Genomic DNA, 16,575 nt, shown 5'->3' on the forward strand with positions numbered 1-16,575 from the left:
CGGCGCGCAACAGCGCCAATCCATCTCAATTAGTATTTCATACAATACTCAGGAACAAAGAGATCACGACATCGTTCTGAGCAGGCGCGAAACCCGCGCTACGTTACCGGAGAGCGAAATGACTGATCAGACCAGATACGCAACAACAACCGCAGGCGTTCACGCCCCTGTATCCCGCGAACCTATTGCCAATGTTTCCTGGGGCAGCATCTTTGCCGGTGTTGCTATTGCCCTTTCACTGCACCTTTTGCTGAACCTTCTGGGTCTGGCCATCGGCGCTGGCGTTATCGACCCAGCGCAAAATGACACGCCGACCGCATCATCGCTCTCCATGGGTTCGGTCATCTGGGTCATCGTCAGCGGCATCATTGCAGCCTTCGTCGGCGCATATGTCGCCAGCCGCCTGTCCGGTCGCGTGGTTCGCTCCACCGGCGCGCTCCACGGCCTCACATCCTGGGCAGTCACAACGCTTGTTGTTTTTTACCTGCTCAGCACATCGGTTGGCGCGCTGGTTGGCGGTGCATTCACCGGCGTCACAAGCGTCTTCTCTGGTGCTGGCTCCACGGTCGCAACAGCGGCAACGGCTGCGGCCCCTGCCCTTGCAAACGCAAATGATCCTGTTTCCAGCATCGAGCAGAGCATTCGCGAAGCAAGCGGCGGCAATGACCCACAGGCCCTGCGCGATGCAGCCGTCAGCGCCATGCGTGCCGCTTTGACTGGTGACCAGTCGCAGGCTGCCGATGCCCGCAACCGTGCAGCCGAAGCGCTTGCCCGTGCGCAAAACATTCCCGTCGAGCAGGCCCGTACGCAGGTCACTGATTACGAAAACCAGTACCGCCAAGCCATGGAACAGGCAAAGAAAACCGCGACTGAAGCCGCACAGGCAACAGCGACAGGCGTTTCTGCCGCATCCTACGTTGCCTTCGGCGCCCTGCTGATTGGCGCAATCGCCGCTCTCTTCGGTGGCAATATCGGCGCTGCTCACACGGAACGCCGCCGCGAAACGGTCATCGCATAAGCGGTGTGACATCAAGGAAAGAGATGCCCGCTTCACAGCGGGCATTTTCTTGAAACACAGATGAGCAATAAAAAATGCCCGCAAACCTGCGGGCATTTCTCATTATGAGCGGATCAATGTCAGAACTTGGGGAATTCCAGCTTGCTGGTGTCATAGCCCAGCTCCCCGGCCTTTTTCACCATGCGCGCCAGAAGCGGCTTCGATGGCACAGTGCGCGAATAGATCCAAAGGTTCTTCATCTTGGGATCGGCACTGATGAACCAGCTGCGATCCGGCGATTGGTAGAGCACCCAGTAATCGAAGGTAATCAACAGCGGATAGCGAACTTTCAGCTTGGCTTTTGTCGTCTTGGAATCCGTCAGCGTGCCCAGTCCCTCGATGGTCTTGAGCTTGCCCTGCGGCGAGCCTTCGCGGCAACCGTCCTGAACCATGACCTGATTGGGCGCAGCACCCTTTTTGTAAATGGTGAAACCGGCTTCGCAGCCATCGGTCAACCACATTGGCGTCCGTCCGATTTCCAGCCATTTACCCTGATAGTGCGACATGTCTACCTGCGCGACTGACGGCTCCGCCTTCGCCTCAGGGACAAGACCTGCGCCAAGACAGGAAAACGCCACGATGGCGCTTAACGAACTCAACAAACGATTCATGGCTGCGATGCTCCAAATTGATGGTCGGGAACAACGCCCCGCCATTGCCCAGGTTGCACGTTCATCTCTCACATTACTGTGCCCATCATTGCCGAAATGTTGCGATGGTTCGTCCGTCAGGATATTCCGCCGGTCCCTTGATTTCCAGCATGTTGCCGAAGGGGTCGTGTATATAGAAGGAGTGGCCCATTCCCCGCGCACCGCCATGCATGGCCTCGCGGTCGATTTTCACACCGTGGTTTTCCAGATGCGTGCGCAGCGCCTTGTGTTCGAATGGCCCCGTGGCAATGCAGATGTGATCGACATTGCGCCCACCTGCGACAGGCGGTGCCGCCTTGTGCCCGCCCGGATGGGTAGTATCCCATAAAACGATGAGTGATGCCCCGCACCAGACCTGCTCCATGCCCAGTGACGGATAGGAATATCCCGGCCTGCACCCCATAACCTCGTGATAGAAGTGCAAGGCCTTGTCCATGTCATCCACCAGCAAAACGACGTGATCTATGCCGACAAGGGAAAATGGTACGCTCACGGACAGCTCCTCCCGATTCTTCACGGAGCAAGCTTCAGCGAATGGGGCAAACAATCAACCCCGAGAGATGATGGAAAAGTTCATCGTCCACAAAACACACGTGTTTCGATGCGTGGTTTAAGCTATATTCAATCATGTGGGGAGGTAAATACACACAAGTGGTACGCCCTAGGGGAGTCGAACCCCTCTTTACAGAATGAAAATCTGTCGTCCTAACCGATAGACGAAGGGCGCGTACACTTGTCGTGTGGCGCCCTTATAGTCAGAGGTTTTCGATATCGCAAGCGAGAAAATGCGTCTTTTGACAAAAAAATGACAGGCCGCGCCAGAAGCCCTGCAAAATAAGGATTTCCTATTCAAAACAGGGGCTTATTTTTTCTGAATGGCGGCATTGATAAGACTGTGAACGACGGATCAGGTGGAAATGGCTGCACGACAGGCACAATGATTGCGCACCACAACACCGATTCAAAGGCCGCTTTGACCCTTGGTCAGACCAAGCGGTTGCGCCATCAGACTATTGGGATCATCTCAACTATTTTGCGCAGAAAGCTGATCCAATCACCGTTCTCTTCGCGTTTTGACACTTTGACTTGTGCAAAGTGCGAGCAAACCGCAAAAACATGATGCAAGCCACGGAATTGCTTCTTTTCGTTGTGTTAGCTTGCGCTGCTATAAAGTGCCCGTCGCCCATAACGAGACAAGGTGAAGAATGCCGACTGAGAAACGACCCTTGATGCCAGCCTTTCGACAATCCCTTATTGCGAAGATTTTCGTCGTTTCGTTTCTGAGCGTTCACGTTCCTCTGATTGCCTTGATCCTCTTTCTCCTGTTCGGACTGGATACGGGCCCTGTGCCGGTTTTCACCCTGATCCTGGTCGCAACCCTTCTGGGCACGGCGTTTTGCCTCTATGCGCTCTGGCGCTTCATTCGTCCGCTGCATCATCTGGCGGGCGCGCTGGAGAGATATCCAGCCGATAAGAGCCTGCTGAAACTGAAATCGGTGGGCAAGGACGAGATTTCCATCGTTACACAAGCCACCCAATCCATGCTGATCCAGGTCGAGGAACTGACCAAACAGCTCAAGCATCAGGCCACAACGGATTTTCTGACCGGGCTTGCAAACCGCCGCTGGCTGACCGAGCAGGTCCCTGCCATCCAGGCCCATGCGGAACGTGCACATGAGCCCATGTCCATCGTTCTGTTCGACCTCGATAATTTTAAGCTCATCAATGATGATTACGGCCATGATGTCGGAGACAAGGTGCTGATGATCGTGGGGGAAATCGTCAAGGATTCGCTGCGGCCCTATGATCTGGCCTCCCGCATCGGCGGAGAGGAATTCTGCATCGTCCTGCCCCGCACATCAGGCACGGATGCCGTGGCCATTGCAGAGCGGTTACGCACAGCCTTTGAATCGTGCCTTCTCGATCCACTGGCCCGAGGCCGCATCACCTGCAGCTTCGGCGTGGTGGAAGCAGGCCCCGGCGAGCGCCTGCAACAGTTGCTCCGCCGCGCAGATAGCGCGCTCTATCGCGCCAAGGATGCCGGTCGCAACCGCGTCATCGGCACCTTTCTTGGCAGCAATGGCTGAGAATTCTCTTTTATGTTCAGGCGGCTTTGAGAGAAAGCGGTTGAAGGCAGATGCGATGTGCTTGCATTTCAGGCTTTCTTCCCGCTATTAGCCAAAGCCATCAACAATTTTGACCAGATGGTAGACGCCCCATGTCCCTTCCCGATAAAGCCTTTCCCGTCTCATGGGATCAATTTCACCGTGATGCCCGTGCTCTGGCCTGGCGTCTTGCCGGTCTGAACCAGGAGTTCAGCGCCATTGTCTGCATCACGCGCGGTGGCCTCGTACCGGCCGCCATCATTTCGCGTGAGCTTAACATCCGCCTCATCGATACCGTCTGCATCGCCACGCGCCATGATTATGTCAATCAGGGCGAGACGATGCTGCTCAAGGGCATCTCTCCCGAACTGCTGGAAAAGGGTGGCGAAGGCATTCTCGTCGTCGATGATCTGACCGATACGGGCAAGACCGCCATCGAAGTGCGTGAAATGCTGCCCAAGGCACATTTCGCCTGCGTGTACGCAAAGCCCAAGGGTGTGCCAACAATCGACACCTTCATCACTGAGGTCAGCCAGGATACGTGGATCTATTTCCCCTGGGATCTCGGCTTCACCTATCAGGAACCGATTGCAAAGGGCTCGCGCGGCTAAGGCCGCCCCCTCTGCCGATTGCTCCATCAAAGCCGCCTCCGGGCGGCTTTTTTGCGTCTACTGCGCAGCGTTTGCGGCCCGTCAAGACCAAAGTGGGAAAGTGGGAAAGTGTGGAAATCACCCCCCTGTTGCTTGTACACAACACCGGAATTTTGCGCATAAAAACTAAAAAGTCGCATTCCGCAACGTAAGGAAGGCGGTTCGGGTATGGTTAAAATCGATCCAAGTTACTGAATTTTATAATGCCTTTTTCTTTCCCCGTTTTCCACAGGAGCCCCACACAATATCTTGTGGTTAACAAAGCCCTTCAAACTAGGCCTTGACGGAATCACCTCATATCCCGCAATGTAAGGTCATGTTGCGGCGGCAATGGAATCGGGTTTCTCACCACAGGTTCTTTCCAGTTTCAGTTCACGCGTTTGCCTTGCGTTCCGACCACAAGGGGGTGGAGCGCAATCGGCTGTTTGTGAGCGGAAACGTGTTGCCAAAACAAAATGCGGGATAAGTGGCGACAGCAAACTGTTAATACTATATATAGTATGCTTGCAGCCGAAATCACCACGATGTAGAGGAACGGCATCCAAGGATGAACGTTTCACCTGAGAGCCATTAACCGGCGGCGCGTACGAGGCGCGACGCTGGAGAGAATTTCTGCGCCCTGGCCAAGGGCGCCCCAAGACGAGGATTAAGACATGCGCATCGAACGCCGCTTCACCAAGCCCGGCCAGTCTCCCTATGCAGAGATTGAATTCCGAAAGGCGGTCAGCGAGATCAAGAACCCGGATGGCTCCATTGTATTCCGTCTGGCGGATATCGACGTTCCTGCGCAGTTCTCCCAGGTTGCGACGGACGTTCTGGCGCAGAAATATTTCCGCAAGGCCGGTGTCCCTGCGCGCCTGAAGAAGGTTGAGGAAAACGACGTTCCTTCCTTCCTCTGGCGCTCTGTTGCCGATGAAAAGGCCATGAAGGATATTCCGGAAGGCGAGCGTTACGGCTCTGAAATCGATGCACGTCAGGTTTTCGACCGTCTGGCTGGCACATGGGCTTACTGGGGCTGGAAGGGCAAGTATTTCTCTTCCGAAGAAGATGCGTCCGCCTTCAAGGATGAGCTGGCTTACATGCTGGCCACCCAGCGCGTTGCGCCAAACTCTCCACAGTGGTTCAACACCGGTCTGCATTGGGCCTATGGCATTGATGGTCCCGGCCAGGGCCACTTCTATGTCGACCCCTTCACCGGCAAGCTGACCAAGTCCAAATCGTCTTACGAACACCCGCAGCCGCATGCCTGCTTCATCCAGTCCGTTGAAGACGATCTGGTCAATGAAGGCGGCATCATGGATCTTTGGGTGCGTGAAGCGCGCCTGTTCAAATACGGCTCCGGCACTGGCTCCAACTTCTCCTACCTGCGTGGCGAAGGCGAAAAGCTGTCTGGCGGCGGTCGCTCCTCCGGCCTCATGAGCTTCCTCAAGATCGGCGACCGCGCAGCTGGCGCCATCAAGTCCGGCGGCACCACCCGTCGTGCAGCCAAGATGGTCGTGGTTGATGCCGATCACCCAGATATCGAAGCCTACATCGACTGGAAGGTGAACGAAGAGCAGAAGGTTGCTGCCCTCGTGACCGGTTCCAAGATCGTTGCCAAGCACCTCAAGGCCATCATGAAGGCCTGCGTCAATTGCGAAGCTGGCTCTGAAGCCACGCGTGGAGATTGCTTCGACCCTGCCAAGAACCCTGCTTTGAAGCGCGAAATCCGCGCTGCCAAGAAGGACATGGTTCCTGAGAACTACGTCAAGCGCGTCATCCAGTTCGCCCAGCAGGGCTACAAGGAAATCGAATTCAAGACCTACGACACCGATTGGGATTCGGAAGCCTACCTCACGGTTTCGGGCCAGAACTCCAACAACTCCGTGTCCCTGAAGGATGACTTCCTGCGCGCCGTGGAAGATGATGGCGACTGGAATCTAACCGCCCGTAAGGACGGCAAGGTCATGAAGACGCTGAAGGCACGCGCCCTCTGGGAAAAGATTTCCCATGCTGCATGGGCATCGGCTGACCCAGGCCTGCACTTCAACACCACCATGAACGACTGGCACACATCGCCAGCCGCTGGCCCCATCCGCGCATCCAACCCTTGCTCGGAATACATGTTCCTGGATGACACAGCCTGCAACCTTGCTTCGCTGAACCTGCTTCAGTTCAAGGACGCCAAGACCAAGAACATCGATATCGCCGATTACGAACACGCTGTCCGCCTGTGGACTGTCGTTCTCGAAGTCTCGGTCATGATGGCGCAGTTCCCATCCAAGGAAATTGCCGAACGCTCTTACGAATACCGCACACTCGGCCTCGGCTACGCCAACATCGGCGGCCTCTTGATGTCGTCGGGCATTCCTTACGATAGCGATGAAGGCCGTGCGATTGCCGGTGCTCTCACCGCCATCATGACGGGCGTTTCCTACGCAACATCCGCCGAAATGGCTGGCGAGCTTGGCCCCTTCCCCGGCTTTGCACCAAACCGTGACAACATGCTGCGCGTCATGCGCAACCATCAGCGCGCAGCTCAAGGTCTGGCCTATGGTTATGAAGGCCTGTCGGTAAACCCTGTTCCGCTCATCCATGCAGATTGCACGGATCAGGACCTCATCACCCACGCGGTTGCCGCATGGGAGAAGGCGCTGGAGCTTGGCGAGAAGAACGGCTACCGCAACGCCCAGACCACCGTTATCGCGCCAACAGGCACAATCGGCCTCGTCATGGATTGCGATACAACGGGCATCGAGCCAGACTTCGCACTGGTGAAGTTCAAGAAGCTGGCCGGTGGCGGCTACTTCAAGATCATCAACCGCGCTGTTCCTGAATCGCTGCGTTCGCTCGGCTATTCGGAAAGCCAGATTGCCGAAATCGAAGCTTACGCAATCGGCCACAGCAATCTCAACCAGGCACCGGCGGTCAACCCATCCACGTTGAAGGCCAAGGGCTTCACCGATGAGAAGATCGAAACTGTCAACGCCGCGCTGAAGTCGGCATTCGACATCAAGTTCGTGTTCAACCAGTGGACACTTGGCGCAGACTTTCTCAAGGAAACCCTGAAGGTTTCCGACGAGCAGCTCTCCGACATGAGCTTCAACCTGCTTGAGCATCTCGGCTTCGCCAAGAAGGACATCGAAGCGGCCAACGTGCATGTTTGCGGCGCGATGACGCTGGAAGGCGCACCGTTCCTCAAGGACGAGCATCTGCCTGTCTTCGATTGCGCCAACCCATGCGGCAAGATCGGCAAGCGTTACCTCTCGGTTGAAAGCCACATCCGCATGATGGCGGCAGCGCAGCCCTTCATCTCGGGTGCGATTTCCAAGACCATCAACATGCCGAATGATGCAACGGTGGAAGATTGCGGCGCAGCCTACATGCTGTCCTGGAAGCTGGCGCTGAAGGCCAACGCCCTTTACCGCGATGGTTCCAAGCTGTCTCAGCCTCTCAACGCCTCGCTCGTCGAAGACGACAATGATGAGGATGCGCTGGAAGATCTGATCGCCCAGCCACAGGCAGCCCAGGCCGTCACCATCACTGAAAAGATCATCGAGCGTGTGGTCGAGCGTGTCAGCCGCGAGCGTGAAAAGCTTCCGAACCGCCGTCAGGGTTACACCCAGAAGGCAGCCGTCGGTGGCCACAAGGTTTACCTGCGCACCGGCGAATTCGGTGATGGCCGCATCGGCGAAATCTTCATCGATATGCACAAGGAAGGCGCCGCTTTCCGTGCGATGATGAACAACTTCGCCATCGCCATCTCGCTTGGCCTGCAATATGGCGTGCCACTGGAAGAATATGTGGAGGCCTTCACCTTCACCAAGTTCGAGCCAGCCGGCATGGTCATCGGCAACGATGCGATCAAGAACGCAACCTCGATCCTCGACTACGTGTTCCGCGAACTCGCCGTCTCCTACCTTGGCCGTCACGATCTGGCCCATGTGGATACGTCGGACTTCTCGCAGACTGCACTCGGCAAGGGCATTGAAGAAGGCAAGACAAACCTCGTTTCCACCGGCTGGACACGCGGTTACAAGCCAACTCTGGTCTCCAACACCCCCGATCGCACTGCTTCCGAGCCGAAGGGTTCGGCCACGGCAGCCCCTGCCCGCGCCTCCGGCACTGTCACGCAGATCTCCGGCAACACGGTCCGCAAGGTAGAGCCAACCGTCGCGATCTCCACCTCGGAAGTCGTCGCTTTCAAGCGCGAATATGAAGAGCGTGCCAAGGAAGCAGTCGAAATCGTCGAAGAAGGTCTGGCCACAGAATCCGAACAGGCCGCAACCGCCCTCTTCTCCGACAAGGCAGCAGCCGACGCCGCATCTGCCAAGACGGAAGCGAAAAAGAAGGAAGCCGAACGCCGCATCCGCTCGATTGCTCAAGGGTATACCGGCAACATGTGCGGCGAGTGCCAGAACTTCACCATGGTTCGGAATGGAACATGTGAGAAGTGCGACACTTGCGGCGCGACAAGCGGTTGCAGCTGATTTAGGCCGCACAATGTCGTCGTAGCGACAGACAGATAACACAACGCCGCCCGAAGTCATTCGGGCGGCGTTTCTCGTTTCGGAGATCGCCTTTCCTCACAAGGAACCATCCGGTATCGATCTCGCTTACCCCACCACTGAAGTTCCAGAGGAAGGCAGCAATCCAGTGGCCAGAGCCAGAATACGCGTCATCGATCTCGAAACGGGCGGCAACGGCCCAAATGATGTATGCGAGATTGGCTGGCAGGATGTGGTTCTGAATGAGAACGGCAGGTGGCAAGTCATCGAAGAGCGCGGAGCCCTCTTCGTCAACCCTGGCCGCCCCATCTCACCAGACACCATGGCCATTCATCACATTCTCGATTCCCAGGTCGCGGATGCACCATACTGGAAAGAAATCGCATCGACCGTTCTTCGCCCACCCTTCCAGATTGATGCCTTGGCAGCGCACCGGGCAGCGTTTGAGCAAAGGTACTGCACGCCGCGGTTTACGGGTGGAACGCCATGGATCTGCACATGGAAATGCGCCCTGCGCGTCTGGCCGCAACTTCCCCGGTTTTCCAATCAGATGCTGCGCTATCAGCGAATGCCGGAAGGGCTGGTGCATGAAACCGGGTTGCCGGCGCACCGAGCCATGCCAGACGCCTATGTCACGGCCCATCACCTCCGCGATATGTTGAACGAGATATCGCTTGCGGATTGCCTCGCATGGAGCAAAGAACCGGGCCTTCTGCCGCGCGTGCCAGCCGGACCAGACCGAGGCAAGTCTTGGGACCGCCTTGGCATCGACATGCTCAACACGTTGATCGCGGACAGGGATGTCGACATACGCTTCAGTGCGCAGACAGAACTCGCCCGTCGCCATCAGGACAAACCGTCGGAAGCCACTGAGCCAGCCCAACGAACGCTCGGGTTCGAATGAGCGACACATATCCCAACACGCCCGATGGCCGCTACTTCGTCGTCAGGGGCAGGCTCTGGCGTCGAAGCAATCCAGACCTCGATGAGATCACGCGAGCGGCGCTGGTGCAGGAGTTGATGGCCGCCCGGAGGGCCGTCCGGAAAGCAAAGAATCCGTCGGAAGAGATGGCGCAGGCCCGCAAAAGAGTGGACGCAGCCAAGGTCGCACTGGGTGAACGGGGTGCCGTCTGGTGGGATGATGGCGCGCCGGATTTCAATCGATATCTCGCCAAGAACACGCCATACGCGGCGTGGTTTACGTCATTGGATGAGACATAACCTGCCACAATCGCCTCATATTGCCACGAAAACGTCAAACTTCATTCAGCACCGGTTCACGACGAGGAACGCTAAATTACGTCACCCTAAACGGAGTGATTTGAGATGCGCAAAATAATCCTAAGCGCGGGAATAGTTCTAGCCAGTCTGGTAGCCAATGTCGCAAACGCGATGCCATCGGCCCAGCCGTCCGTCCCAACGGCATCCCTTGTGCAGAAGGTGGATTACGCGTGCGGCCGTGGTTTTCATCTGTCTCCACGGGGCTACTGCCGTCCAAACGGCCCACCACGCGAATATCGTGATCGGTGGGACAGACGTGATCGCTGGGAAGCCAGACGTGAGTGGCGCGAAAGACAGGAACGTCGTGAATGGCGCGCCCGCCGCGATTTCCACGATCAGCGCGATTGGCGTGGACCGCGTGACTATCGCTGGTAACCCTTTTGCCTAGCAGCCGGGAACCCGAAGCCCTTTGATCCCGTTACCTCTTCATACAACAAGGAGAAAACCAATGGATCATACAAACCATGTTCGCCTGTCGTCAGCGGAACTGACCTCGGAGATTTTGGAGGGTGCAACCGTTTACGGCGCAGATGACCATAAGGTTGGCAAGGTGGATCACGTCCATGGTGCGGGCGCTGGCGGCCAGGTCATCATCGATGTCGGCGGCTTTCTCGGAATTGGCGCCAAGCCAGTCGCGGTCTCCGTCAGTGATCTGGACTTCATGCGAAATGAAGACGGCGATGTTCACGCCGTAACGTCCTGGACGAAAGATCAGCTCAAAGAAATGCCAGAACACCATCACTAAATAGCAAGGGCCCGGTTGAAAACCGGGCCCTTCTTTTGTGGTAAAGCTATTACCTCATTCACTCGGTCGAGACTGATCAGCCGCTGGCCAGTCATTTGCAGGTTCTTCAATAGCCACATCATCTGCCGGATCTGGATCACGCTCACCGGTGTTTTTGAGATTGCCAGCCGCCTCCACCACGGCGTCACAAGCATCGCCATGGCTGATGCCTCTCACCGCAAATTCATCAATGAGCGCTTCGAGCTTGCCTTGAAGTTCGCCTCTCCAATTGTCGGTCATCCGTTTCTCCTTTGTTTGATGGGTTTGTCGCCAAGTTCAATCCACACCGGTGCGTGGTCGCTTGTGTGGTCCCAGCCGCGCACATGCTTATCGACATGTGCCGCCGTCAGCTTTTCTGCGAGGTCAGGGCTGAGCAGGAAATGGTCGAGCCTCAGGCCCGCATCTCGGGCAAAGGCATTTCGAAAATAGGCCCAGAAGGTGTAAATGCGTTCATCCGGGTGCAGCTTGCGCACGGCATCGGTCCAACCTTGGGCCACGAGGTCAGCGTAAGCCGCCCTCACTTCTGGCCGAAACAGGGCATCGTCCAACCAGCGCTCCGGCTTATAGACATCAAGCTCGGTCGGCATGACGTTGAAATCACCCACAAGCGCAATAGGCACGTCTAGCTCCAGCAACTCTGCAGCATAGGATTGCAGCCGCTGGAACCAGTCCAGCTTGTACTGAAACTTTGGCCCCGGCACCGGGTTGCCATTGGGCAGATAAAGGCAGCCAATGATGATGCCATCAACAACGGCTTCAATATAGCGGCTCTGGCTGTCATCCGCGTCGCCGGGCAGTCCGCGCCTCGTCTCCAGCGGCTCGCGACCCCGTGCAAGAATGGCCACACCATTCCATGATTTTTGGCCGTGCCAGATGGCACCGTATCCCGCTCGCTCCAGCTCCTTGCGAGGAAATTTGTTGGACGGTGCCTTCAACTCCTGAAGGCACACCACATCGGGTCTAGCCTCCTCAAGCCAGCGAAGTAGAATGTCGAGGCGGCCATTGATGCCGTTGACATTATAGGTCGCGAGCTTCACCAAAGATGCTCCATTCAACCAACCGCCTTACGGGCCTTGTTCAACCGCTGGATCGCCTCGTTCAATGGCCGGTGGCCCTCAGCGTAATCCTGCCAGGCAGTGCTCTTTTTCAAAAGCTGAGGCACGGTTCTGACAGTGAAACGTGTCGGGTCGAGCTCAGCCTTCACCTGCGTCCAGTTCAGCGGCATCGAGACTGTCGCGCCCGGACGCGCTCGCGGCGATAGCGGCGCGACCGCCGTTGCCATCCGGTCATTGCGCAGGTAGTCGAGAAAAATCCGCCCTTCTCGCTGGTTCTTCGCCATTTTGATGAGGTAAAGGTCTGGATTATCCCGCGCCATATCCTCGCACACATCATGTGCGAAGCTTTTCGCCTCGTCCCAGTTCAGTTTCTTTCCCTTGGGTACGGCAAGTGGTGTCACCACATGGAGACCCTTGCCGCCGGTGGTCTTGCAGAAACTCACAAGACCCAGTTCCTCCAGCCGGTCGCGTATCTCCCGGGCTGCTGTAACAACGGCTGAAAACTCGACCTCCGGCCCGGGATCAAGGTCGAACACCAACCGGCCCGGCACATCTGGCTGGTCCGGCGCACAGTTCCACGGGTGAAGCTCTATCCCGCCAATCTGGGCAATGGCGGCAAGGCCCTCGACGCGGTCGATCTGGAGATAGGGTTTCTTGTCGCCAGAGACCGTCACCAGTTCCAGCAGGTTCGATGTTCCCGGCATGGCGTGGCGTTGGAAGAATTGCTCGCCGCCAATGCCATCGGGGTTGCGAAGAATGGAACATGGACGGCCCTTGATATGCTCGATCAGCCACGGTCCGACAGCTTCGTGGTAGTGCGCAAGGTCAGCCTTGGTCACGGGTTTTCCGTCACCCGCATCCGGCCAGAGCGCCTTGTCTGGGCTGGAAATCATCACGCCCATAACCTCTTCTTTCGCACCCTTGCGAGCGCGCTTTGCAGGCGGCTTGTCCGTTTCGGGGTCGGGAACATCTGCATCATCAGGTGCGGCAGGCTCTTCGGCCTCCACCTCCGCCGCGGGTTTATCTTCGCGCAGACCCTTGAACGCGCCCTGCCGCACCTGCCCGTCAACGGTCCATCCGGCAAACTCGATTTCCGCCACAAGCTCCGGCTTCAGCCAGACAATATCATCAGACGCCTTCGGCGCGCCAATCCCCGTGAAGGGAGATTTGGACGTTTCCATTTCCTCAAGCTTCGGCATCAGTTTCTCGACGGTCTTGGCGCCATATCCGGTGCCAACCCGCCCGACATAAACGAAATGCTTGCCGCTGAAGACACCGACCAGCAGAGACCGGAAATTGCCATTCGTCGTGGCATAAGCGCCGATCACAACCTCATGGCCAGCGCGGCATTTGGATTTCGCCCAGGTCTTGCTGCGGCCAGAATCATAGGGCGCATCTACCTTCTTGGAGACGATACCCTCCAGCGAAAGCCGACAAGCGGATTTCAACACGGCGTCGCCACCGGTCTCGAAATGCTCGACAAACCGCAGGCGCGTATCCTCGCCCGCATCAGACATCAGCGCTTGCAGACGGGACTTGCGCTCCGCAAGCGGAAGCTCTCTCAAATCCTCATCACCGGCAAACAACAGATCAAAGGCAAAATAGACCAGATCGTCTGTCGTCCCCTCAGACAATGCGGCCTGAAGCGCAGCAAAATCAGGCGCGCCCTGCTCGTCAAGCGCACATATTTCACCATCGATGATACAGTCAGGCAGCGCAGACGCCGCCTCCGCGATTGCGGGCCATTTGGTCGTCCAGTCCAGCCCCTTGCGGGTCTTCAGCGTTACCTCGCCGCCCTCAACGCGCAGCTGAACCCGGTAGCCATCGAATTTGATCTCATGAATCCAGCCTTTGCCTGCCGGTGGTCGCGTCAGGCTCTCGCAGAGCTGCGGCGCGATGAAGCCCGGCATCGGAGACGCCGTGCTCGCGGATTTCGTTGGCTTTGTTCGCGTGGTCTTTGCCTTCGCCGGGGTTTTCGTCCCGGCCTTGCGTTCCTCGGCGGCCAGCCCCTCATTGCTGTCCCACACGGCATCCGCCTTAACTGTGTCGCCCTCAGTCATGAACGGCTTCGGTTTCTTGCCCTTGCCAGCGGCAATGGCCTCCATGGTTCGGCCTGAAGCCACGGATGTCTCGTTATCGTCCAGCACTGCGGCACCGTTCTCATCGACGGCATCATCATCCCGGTGCTTGATAAGCAGCCAGTTCGTCCGCCTGCCGCCATCGCGGTCATTGCGCATCCGCACCAGAACGAAACTTCCATGCAGACGCTCGCCTTCCAGCGTAAACTTGAAGTCACCCTTTTTCAGCGCTTCCTCGGGCGTCTTGTTGCCCTCTGGCTCCCAGTAACCGCGATCCCACAGCATGACCGTGCCACCGCCATATTGCCCCTTGGGTATCGTGCCTTCAAAGTCGCCGTAATCCAGCGGATGGTCCTCCACCTCCACAGCAAGCCGCTTGTCGTGTGGATCAAGCGATGGACCCTTCGTCACCGCCCAGGATTTGAACACGCCATCAAGCTCAAGCCGCAGATCATAATGCAGCCGTGTCGCGTCGTGTTTCTGAATCACGAAGCGGCGGCGGTTGGATGCCTTGACCTCAACCTCTCCACTCGGCTCAAGCGTCTGCTTAAAATCGCGTTTGGATCGGTATTTGCTCAGATGGTCGGCCATGGCATCTTTCCTTACTCGCCGCGATCAGCCTCAGGCAGCGCCAGACACACGAAGCGCCCCGGCCTCGCCCAGGCTGCGCTGCACTAGAGCAATCTTGGAAGACGGAATATCTGCGGATACCTCAATCTCCCCTTCAAGCGGAGCATCGGTGCGCACCGCGCCGGTTTTGGAAACATCCCCGCCAGACGCCACCGACCCTGCCGTGTTCTCATCCGTGGCAGACTGAATAAAGATATCCGGCCGCGGGATGCCATGCTGCTGAACAAGATGCTCAACCGCCAGATCAGCCGCCGCGCGCGTATCGAATGTTGCCTTGATGGTGTTGGTGCTGTCGTCAGCCATGGTGTCTCTCCTCATTCGCTGCAGTTACCAACCAAACTCCCTGCTGCGCGGTTTGTTTCCAACAAAATGCCTTCGGCGGCCCGCTTGAGACCGCCAAAGGCAAATATGCTGGTTATCTTGAGGAAAGCGCTGTTAGCTCAAGGCTCATTAAAGGCTGACACACGCAGAGTGATCCGGCCTGTAGGATCATTCTTGAAAATCAGGCCTGCCCGAGCCTTGGATTTGCCCGGAACATAATCCAGCACCGTGCTGGCTTTCTCAACGACATTGGCGCCATCGAGTATTTCACCATCAACCGTGACCTGCGATGCCGTAGCACTTGCGCCATTCGACACTTCGAACGAAACCTGAAACCCGTTGCTGCGCTGTTCAGTCATCAAAACGGTTACGGCAAGGTCGGGTGATGTGTCCTGATCTATAAGGGCATCTTTCGCGATCCAGCCGATCACCGCCAGCACAATCACGGCGGATACCAGTCCGGTCAGCCACTCCACCCAGTGCGGATTTTTTGCCTCGAGATTTTTGTCGCCAATCGTTTTGGTCATGAAACCCTCAGAGGATAAGTCGAGCGGCGGATGCGCCGATAGCGCCGGGAAAACTCAAGATAACAATCGCCATCAACACCTGCGTGGACCCCAGATCGTCGACCCGGTGGAATGTCCACAGGCAGTATGCGCTGATGGAGCCCGCAATCACATAGCCCGGCAGGGTAAAGCGCACAAATGCATGCCAGCTTGGCGTGCCTTCCGCGAGATCGTGGCTCCCATGAAATGACAGGGCGTAGACGAACCCATGCATGACGATCAGCGACGCCGCGATAATGGCGAGGCCATGCCAGGGCGTCATCTTGAAGGATAGCAAGATCATTTCCTCGGTGGGTGCCACATTCAGATTCAAAAACAGCGCACCAACCGCCATCAGAAAAAGCTCGCCGGCATAGGTCGTCTCACGGTTTTGAACCGGGTCCTCGTCACCCTCACCGTCTTCATCGTCGTCAGACTTGCCCCCCAGCTGGCTACGGCCCAGCATGGCACCAATGCTCGCCGGAACCGCCAGTAGAGCAATCATCCCCACCATTTCATGCGGCGTTTGGTCAGCCCGCAGCACGCCAATGGCTGAGAGAATAAGCGCGCTGGCAACCATGCCAAGGGCGTAAGCGATAATGGCATCGCGCACAGATTGCCGCCAACCCGTGGTCTGCTCAAACCCTATGCGGTGAGACAAAACAATCAACAAAGGCAGGTTGATGATGAGCAGAAGCAAAAGCCGCGTGCGATCCATGTAGAAGCCCAGCTCCCACATCTCCATCGTCATGAACATGGGCAGGGCAAACAACAGCGCACCCCCGCCTCCACGTGCTATCCCCGCGAGGAACCTTGGTGTATCGAACCCACGACGCGCGCTGTTTCCCGCTGCCAATTTCGTCCTCCACAGAATGTCGCTCCGCCCACGCGCAGCGGCACCGTCATTCCAATCATCATTCAACCCGCATATC

General features: G+C 57.2%; 16 protein-coding genes and 1 tRNA gene. 8 read left to right on the top strand and 9 right to left on the bottom strand.

What is annotated here, in order from left to right:
- Nucleotides 1–118 precede the first annotated feature (118 nt).
- The gene (locus tag ACQZ51_RS11940; RefSeq protein WP_448777415.1) at nucleotides 119–1,018 is read left to right on the top strand and encodes a PhnA-like protein; all 900 of its coding nucleotides are present in this window, start codon (nucleotides 119–121) and stop codon (nucleotides 1,016–1,018) included.
- A 119-nt stretch (nucleotides 1,019–1,137) separates the two neighbouring features.
- Here the strand turns inward: ACQZ51_RS11940 and ACQZ51_RS11945 are convergent, their stop codons facing one another.
- The 3 genes from ACQZ51_RS11945 to ACQZ51_RS11955 all read right to left on the bottom strand — a co-directional run bounded on the left by ACQZ51_RS11945 (nucleotide 1,138) and on the right by ACQZ51_RS11955 (nucleotide 2,434).
- Nucleotides 1,138–1,668: a lipocalin family protein gene (locus ACQZ51_RS11945; protein ID WP_448777417.1), complete on the bottom strand. Its 531-nt coding sequence runs from the start codon at nucleotides 1,666–1,668 to the stop codon at nucleotides 1,138–1,140.
- Nucleotides 1,669–1,753: 85 nt separating this feature from the next.
- Nucleotides 1,754–2,200 carry a VOC family protein gene (locus tag ACQZ51_RS11950; protein WP_448777419.1) on the bottom strand — a complete coding sequence of 149 codons (447 nt, stop codon included), beginning with the start codon at nucleotides 2,198–2,200 and terminating at the stop codon, nucleotides 1,754–1,756.
- A 159-nt stretch (nucleotides 2,201–2,359) separates the two neighbouring features.
- Nucleotides 2,360–2,434 (bottom strand) — tRNA-Glu (locus tag ACQZ51_RS11955).
- A gap of 478 nt (nucleotides 2,435–2,912) precedes the next feature.
- On the opposite strand from ACQZ51_RS11955, the gene ACQZ51_RS11960 reads away from it, so the two are divergent.
- The 7 genes from ACQZ51_RS11960 to ACQZ51_RS11990 all read left to right on the top strand — a co-directional run bounded on the left by ACQZ51_RS11960 (nucleotide 2,913) and on the right by ACQZ51_RS11990 (nucleotide 10,975).
- Entirely contained in the window at nucleotides 2,913–3,794 is an 882-nt protein-coding gene (locus tag ACQZ51_RS11960) for a GGDEF domain-containing protein (RefSeq protein ID WP_448777421.1), read from the top strand.
- A gap of 131 nt (nucleotides 3,795–3,925) precedes the next feature.
- Entirely contained in the window at nucleotides 3,926–4,423 is a 498-nt protein-coding gene (gpt, locus tag ACQZ51_RS11965) for a xanthine phosphoribosyltransferase (RefSeq protein WP_042619272.1), read from the top strand.
- A 692-nt stretch (nucleotides 4,424–5,115) separates the two neighbouring features.
- Nucleotides 5,116–8,931, top strand: coding sequence for a vitamin B12-dependent ribonucleotide reductase (locus tag ACQZ51_RS11970; protein ID WP_448777423.1), 3,816 nt, complete (start codon nucleotides 5,116–5,118; stop codon nucleotides 8,929–8,931).
- A gap of 166 nt (nucleotides 8,932–9,097) precedes the next feature.
- Complete coding sequence (locus tag ACQZ51_RS11975; protein ID WP_448777425.1) at nucleotides 9,098–9,853, top strand: exonuclease domain-containing protein; 756 nt, start codon at nucleotides 9,098–9,100, stop codon at nucleotides 9,851–9,853.
- Entirely contained in the window at nucleotides 9,850–10,170 is a 321-nt protein-coding gene (locus ACQZ51_RS11980) for a hypothetical protein (protein ID WP_448777427.1), read from the top strand. The genes ACQZ51_RS11975 and ACQZ51_RS11980 overlap by 4 nt, the downstream gene beginning before the upstream one ends.
- Before the next feature lie 105 nt (nucleotides 10,171–10,275).
- On the top strand, nucleotides 10,276–10,605 hold the full coding sequence (locus tag ACQZ51_RS11985; RefSeq protein ID WP_448777429.1) for a GCG_CRPN prefix-to-repeats domain-containing protein: 330 nt from the start codon (nucleotides 10,276–10,278) through the stop codon (nucleotides 10,603–10,605).
- 73 nt (nucleotides 10,606–10,678) lie between these two features.
- The gene (locus ACQZ51_RS11990; RefSeq protein WP_448777431.1) at nucleotides 10,679–10,975 is read left to right on the top strand and encodes a PRC-barrel domain-containing protein; all 297 of its coding nucleotides are present in this window, start codon (nucleotides 10,679–10,681) and stop codon (nucleotides 10,973–10,975) included.
- A 54-nt stretch (nucleotides 10,976–11,029) separates the two neighbouring features.
- Here the strand turns inward: ACQZ51_RS11990 and ACQZ51_RS11995 are convergent, their stop codons facing one another.
- The 6 genes from ACQZ51_RS11995 to ACQZ51_RS12020 form a co-directional block, all read right to left on the bottom strand.
- Entirely contained in the window at nucleotides 11,030–11,254 is a 225-nt protein-coding gene (locus tag ACQZ51_RS11995) for a hypothetical protein (protein WP_042619266.1), read from the bottom strand.
- The gene (gene xth, locus ACQZ51_RS12000; protein WP_448777433.1) at nucleotides 11,251–12,051 is read right to left on the bottom strand and encodes an exodeoxyribonuclease III; all 801 of its coding nucleotides are present in this window, start codon (nucleotides 12,049–12,051) and stop codon (nucleotides 11,251–11,253) included. Before xth ends, ACQZ51_RS11995 begins: the two co-directional genes overlap by 4 nt.
- 14 nt (nucleotides 12,052–12,065) lie before the next feature.
- The gene (gene ligD, locus ACQZ51_RS12005; RefSeq protein ID WP_448777435.1) at nucleotides 12,066–14,738 is read right to left on the bottom strand and encodes a DNA ligase D; all 2,673 of its coding nucleotides are present in this window, start codon (nucleotides 14,736–14,738) and stop codon (nucleotides 12,066–12,068) included.
- A gap of 30 nt (nucleotides 14,739–14,768) precedes the next feature.
- Nucleotides 14,769–15,080, bottom strand: coding sequence for a hypothetical protein (locus ACQZ51_RS12010; RefSeq protein ID WP_448777436.1), 312 nt, complete (start codon nucleotides 15,078–15,080; stop codon nucleotides 14,769–14,771).
- A 137-nt stretch (nucleotides 15,081–15,217) separates the two neighbouring features.
- A complete protein-coding gene (locus ACQZ51_RS12015; RefSeq protein WP_448777438.1) occupies nucleotides 15,218–15,625 on the bottom strand; it encodes a hypothetical protein in 408 nt (135 codons plus the stop codon).
- Between the two features lie 7 nt (nucleotides 15,626–15,632).
- Complete coding sequence (locus tag ACQZ51_RS12020; RefSeq protein WP_448777440.1) at nucleotides 15,633–16,499, bottom strand: TIGR02587 family membrane protein; 867 nt, start codon at nucleotides 16,497–16,499, stop codon at nucleotides 15,633–15,635.
- Nucleotides 16,500–16,575: the final 76 nt, after the last annotated feature.

Source organism: Agrobacterium sp. CG674, assembly GCF_053521645.1.

Bases quoted from the DNA above. Each gene is read 5' to 3' on its own strand.
- ACQZ51_RS12015 (WP_448777438.1), bottom strand. From the start codon at position 15,625: ATGACCAAAACGATTGGCGACAAAAATCTCGAGGCAAAAAATCCGCAC.
- ACQZ51_RS12010 (WP_448777436.1), bottom strand. From the start codon at position 15,080: ATGGCTGACGACAGCACCAACACCATCAAGGCAACATTCGATACGCGC.
- ACQZ51_RS11970 (WP_448777423.1), top strand. From the start codon at position 5,116: ATGCGCATCGAACGCCGCTTCACCAAGCCCGGCCAGTCTCCCTATGCA.
- ligD (WP_448777435.1), bottom strand. From the start codon at position 14,738: ATGGCCGACCATCTGAGCAAATACCGATCCAAACGCGATTTTAAGCAG.
- ACQZ51_RS11945 (WP_448777417.1), bottom strand. From the start codon at position 1,668: ATGAATCGTTTGTTGAGTTCGTTAAGCGCCATCGTGGCGTTTTCCTGT.
- ACQZ51_RS11940 (WP_448777415.1), top strand. From the start codon at position 119: ATGACTGATCAGACCAGATACGCAACAACAACCGCAGGCGTTCACGCC.
- ACQZ51_RS11990 (WP_448777431.1), top strand. From the start codon at position 10,679: ATGGATCATACAAACCATGTTCGCCTGTCGTCAGCGGAACTGACCTCG.
- ACQZ51_RS11985 (WP_448777429.1), top strand. From the start codon at position 10,276: ATGCGCAAAATAATCCTAAGCGCGGGAATAGTTCTAGCCAGTCTGGTA.
- ACQZ51_RS11980 (WP_448777427.1), top strand. From the start codon at position 9,850: ATGAGCGACACATATCCCAACACGCCCGATGGCCGCTACTTCGTCGTC.
- ACQZ51_RS11995 (WP_042619266.1), bottom strand. From the start codon at position 11,254: ATGACCGACAATTGGAGAGGCGAACTTCAAGGCAAGCTCGAAGCGCTC.
- gpt (WP_042619272.1), top strand. From the start codon at position 3,926: ATGTCCCTTCCCGATAAAGCCTTTCCCGTCTCATGGGATCAATTTCAC.
- ACQZ51_RS11960 (WP_448777421.1), top strand. From the start codon at position 2,913: ATGCCGACTGAGAAACGACCCTTGATGCCAGCCTTTCGACAATCCCTT.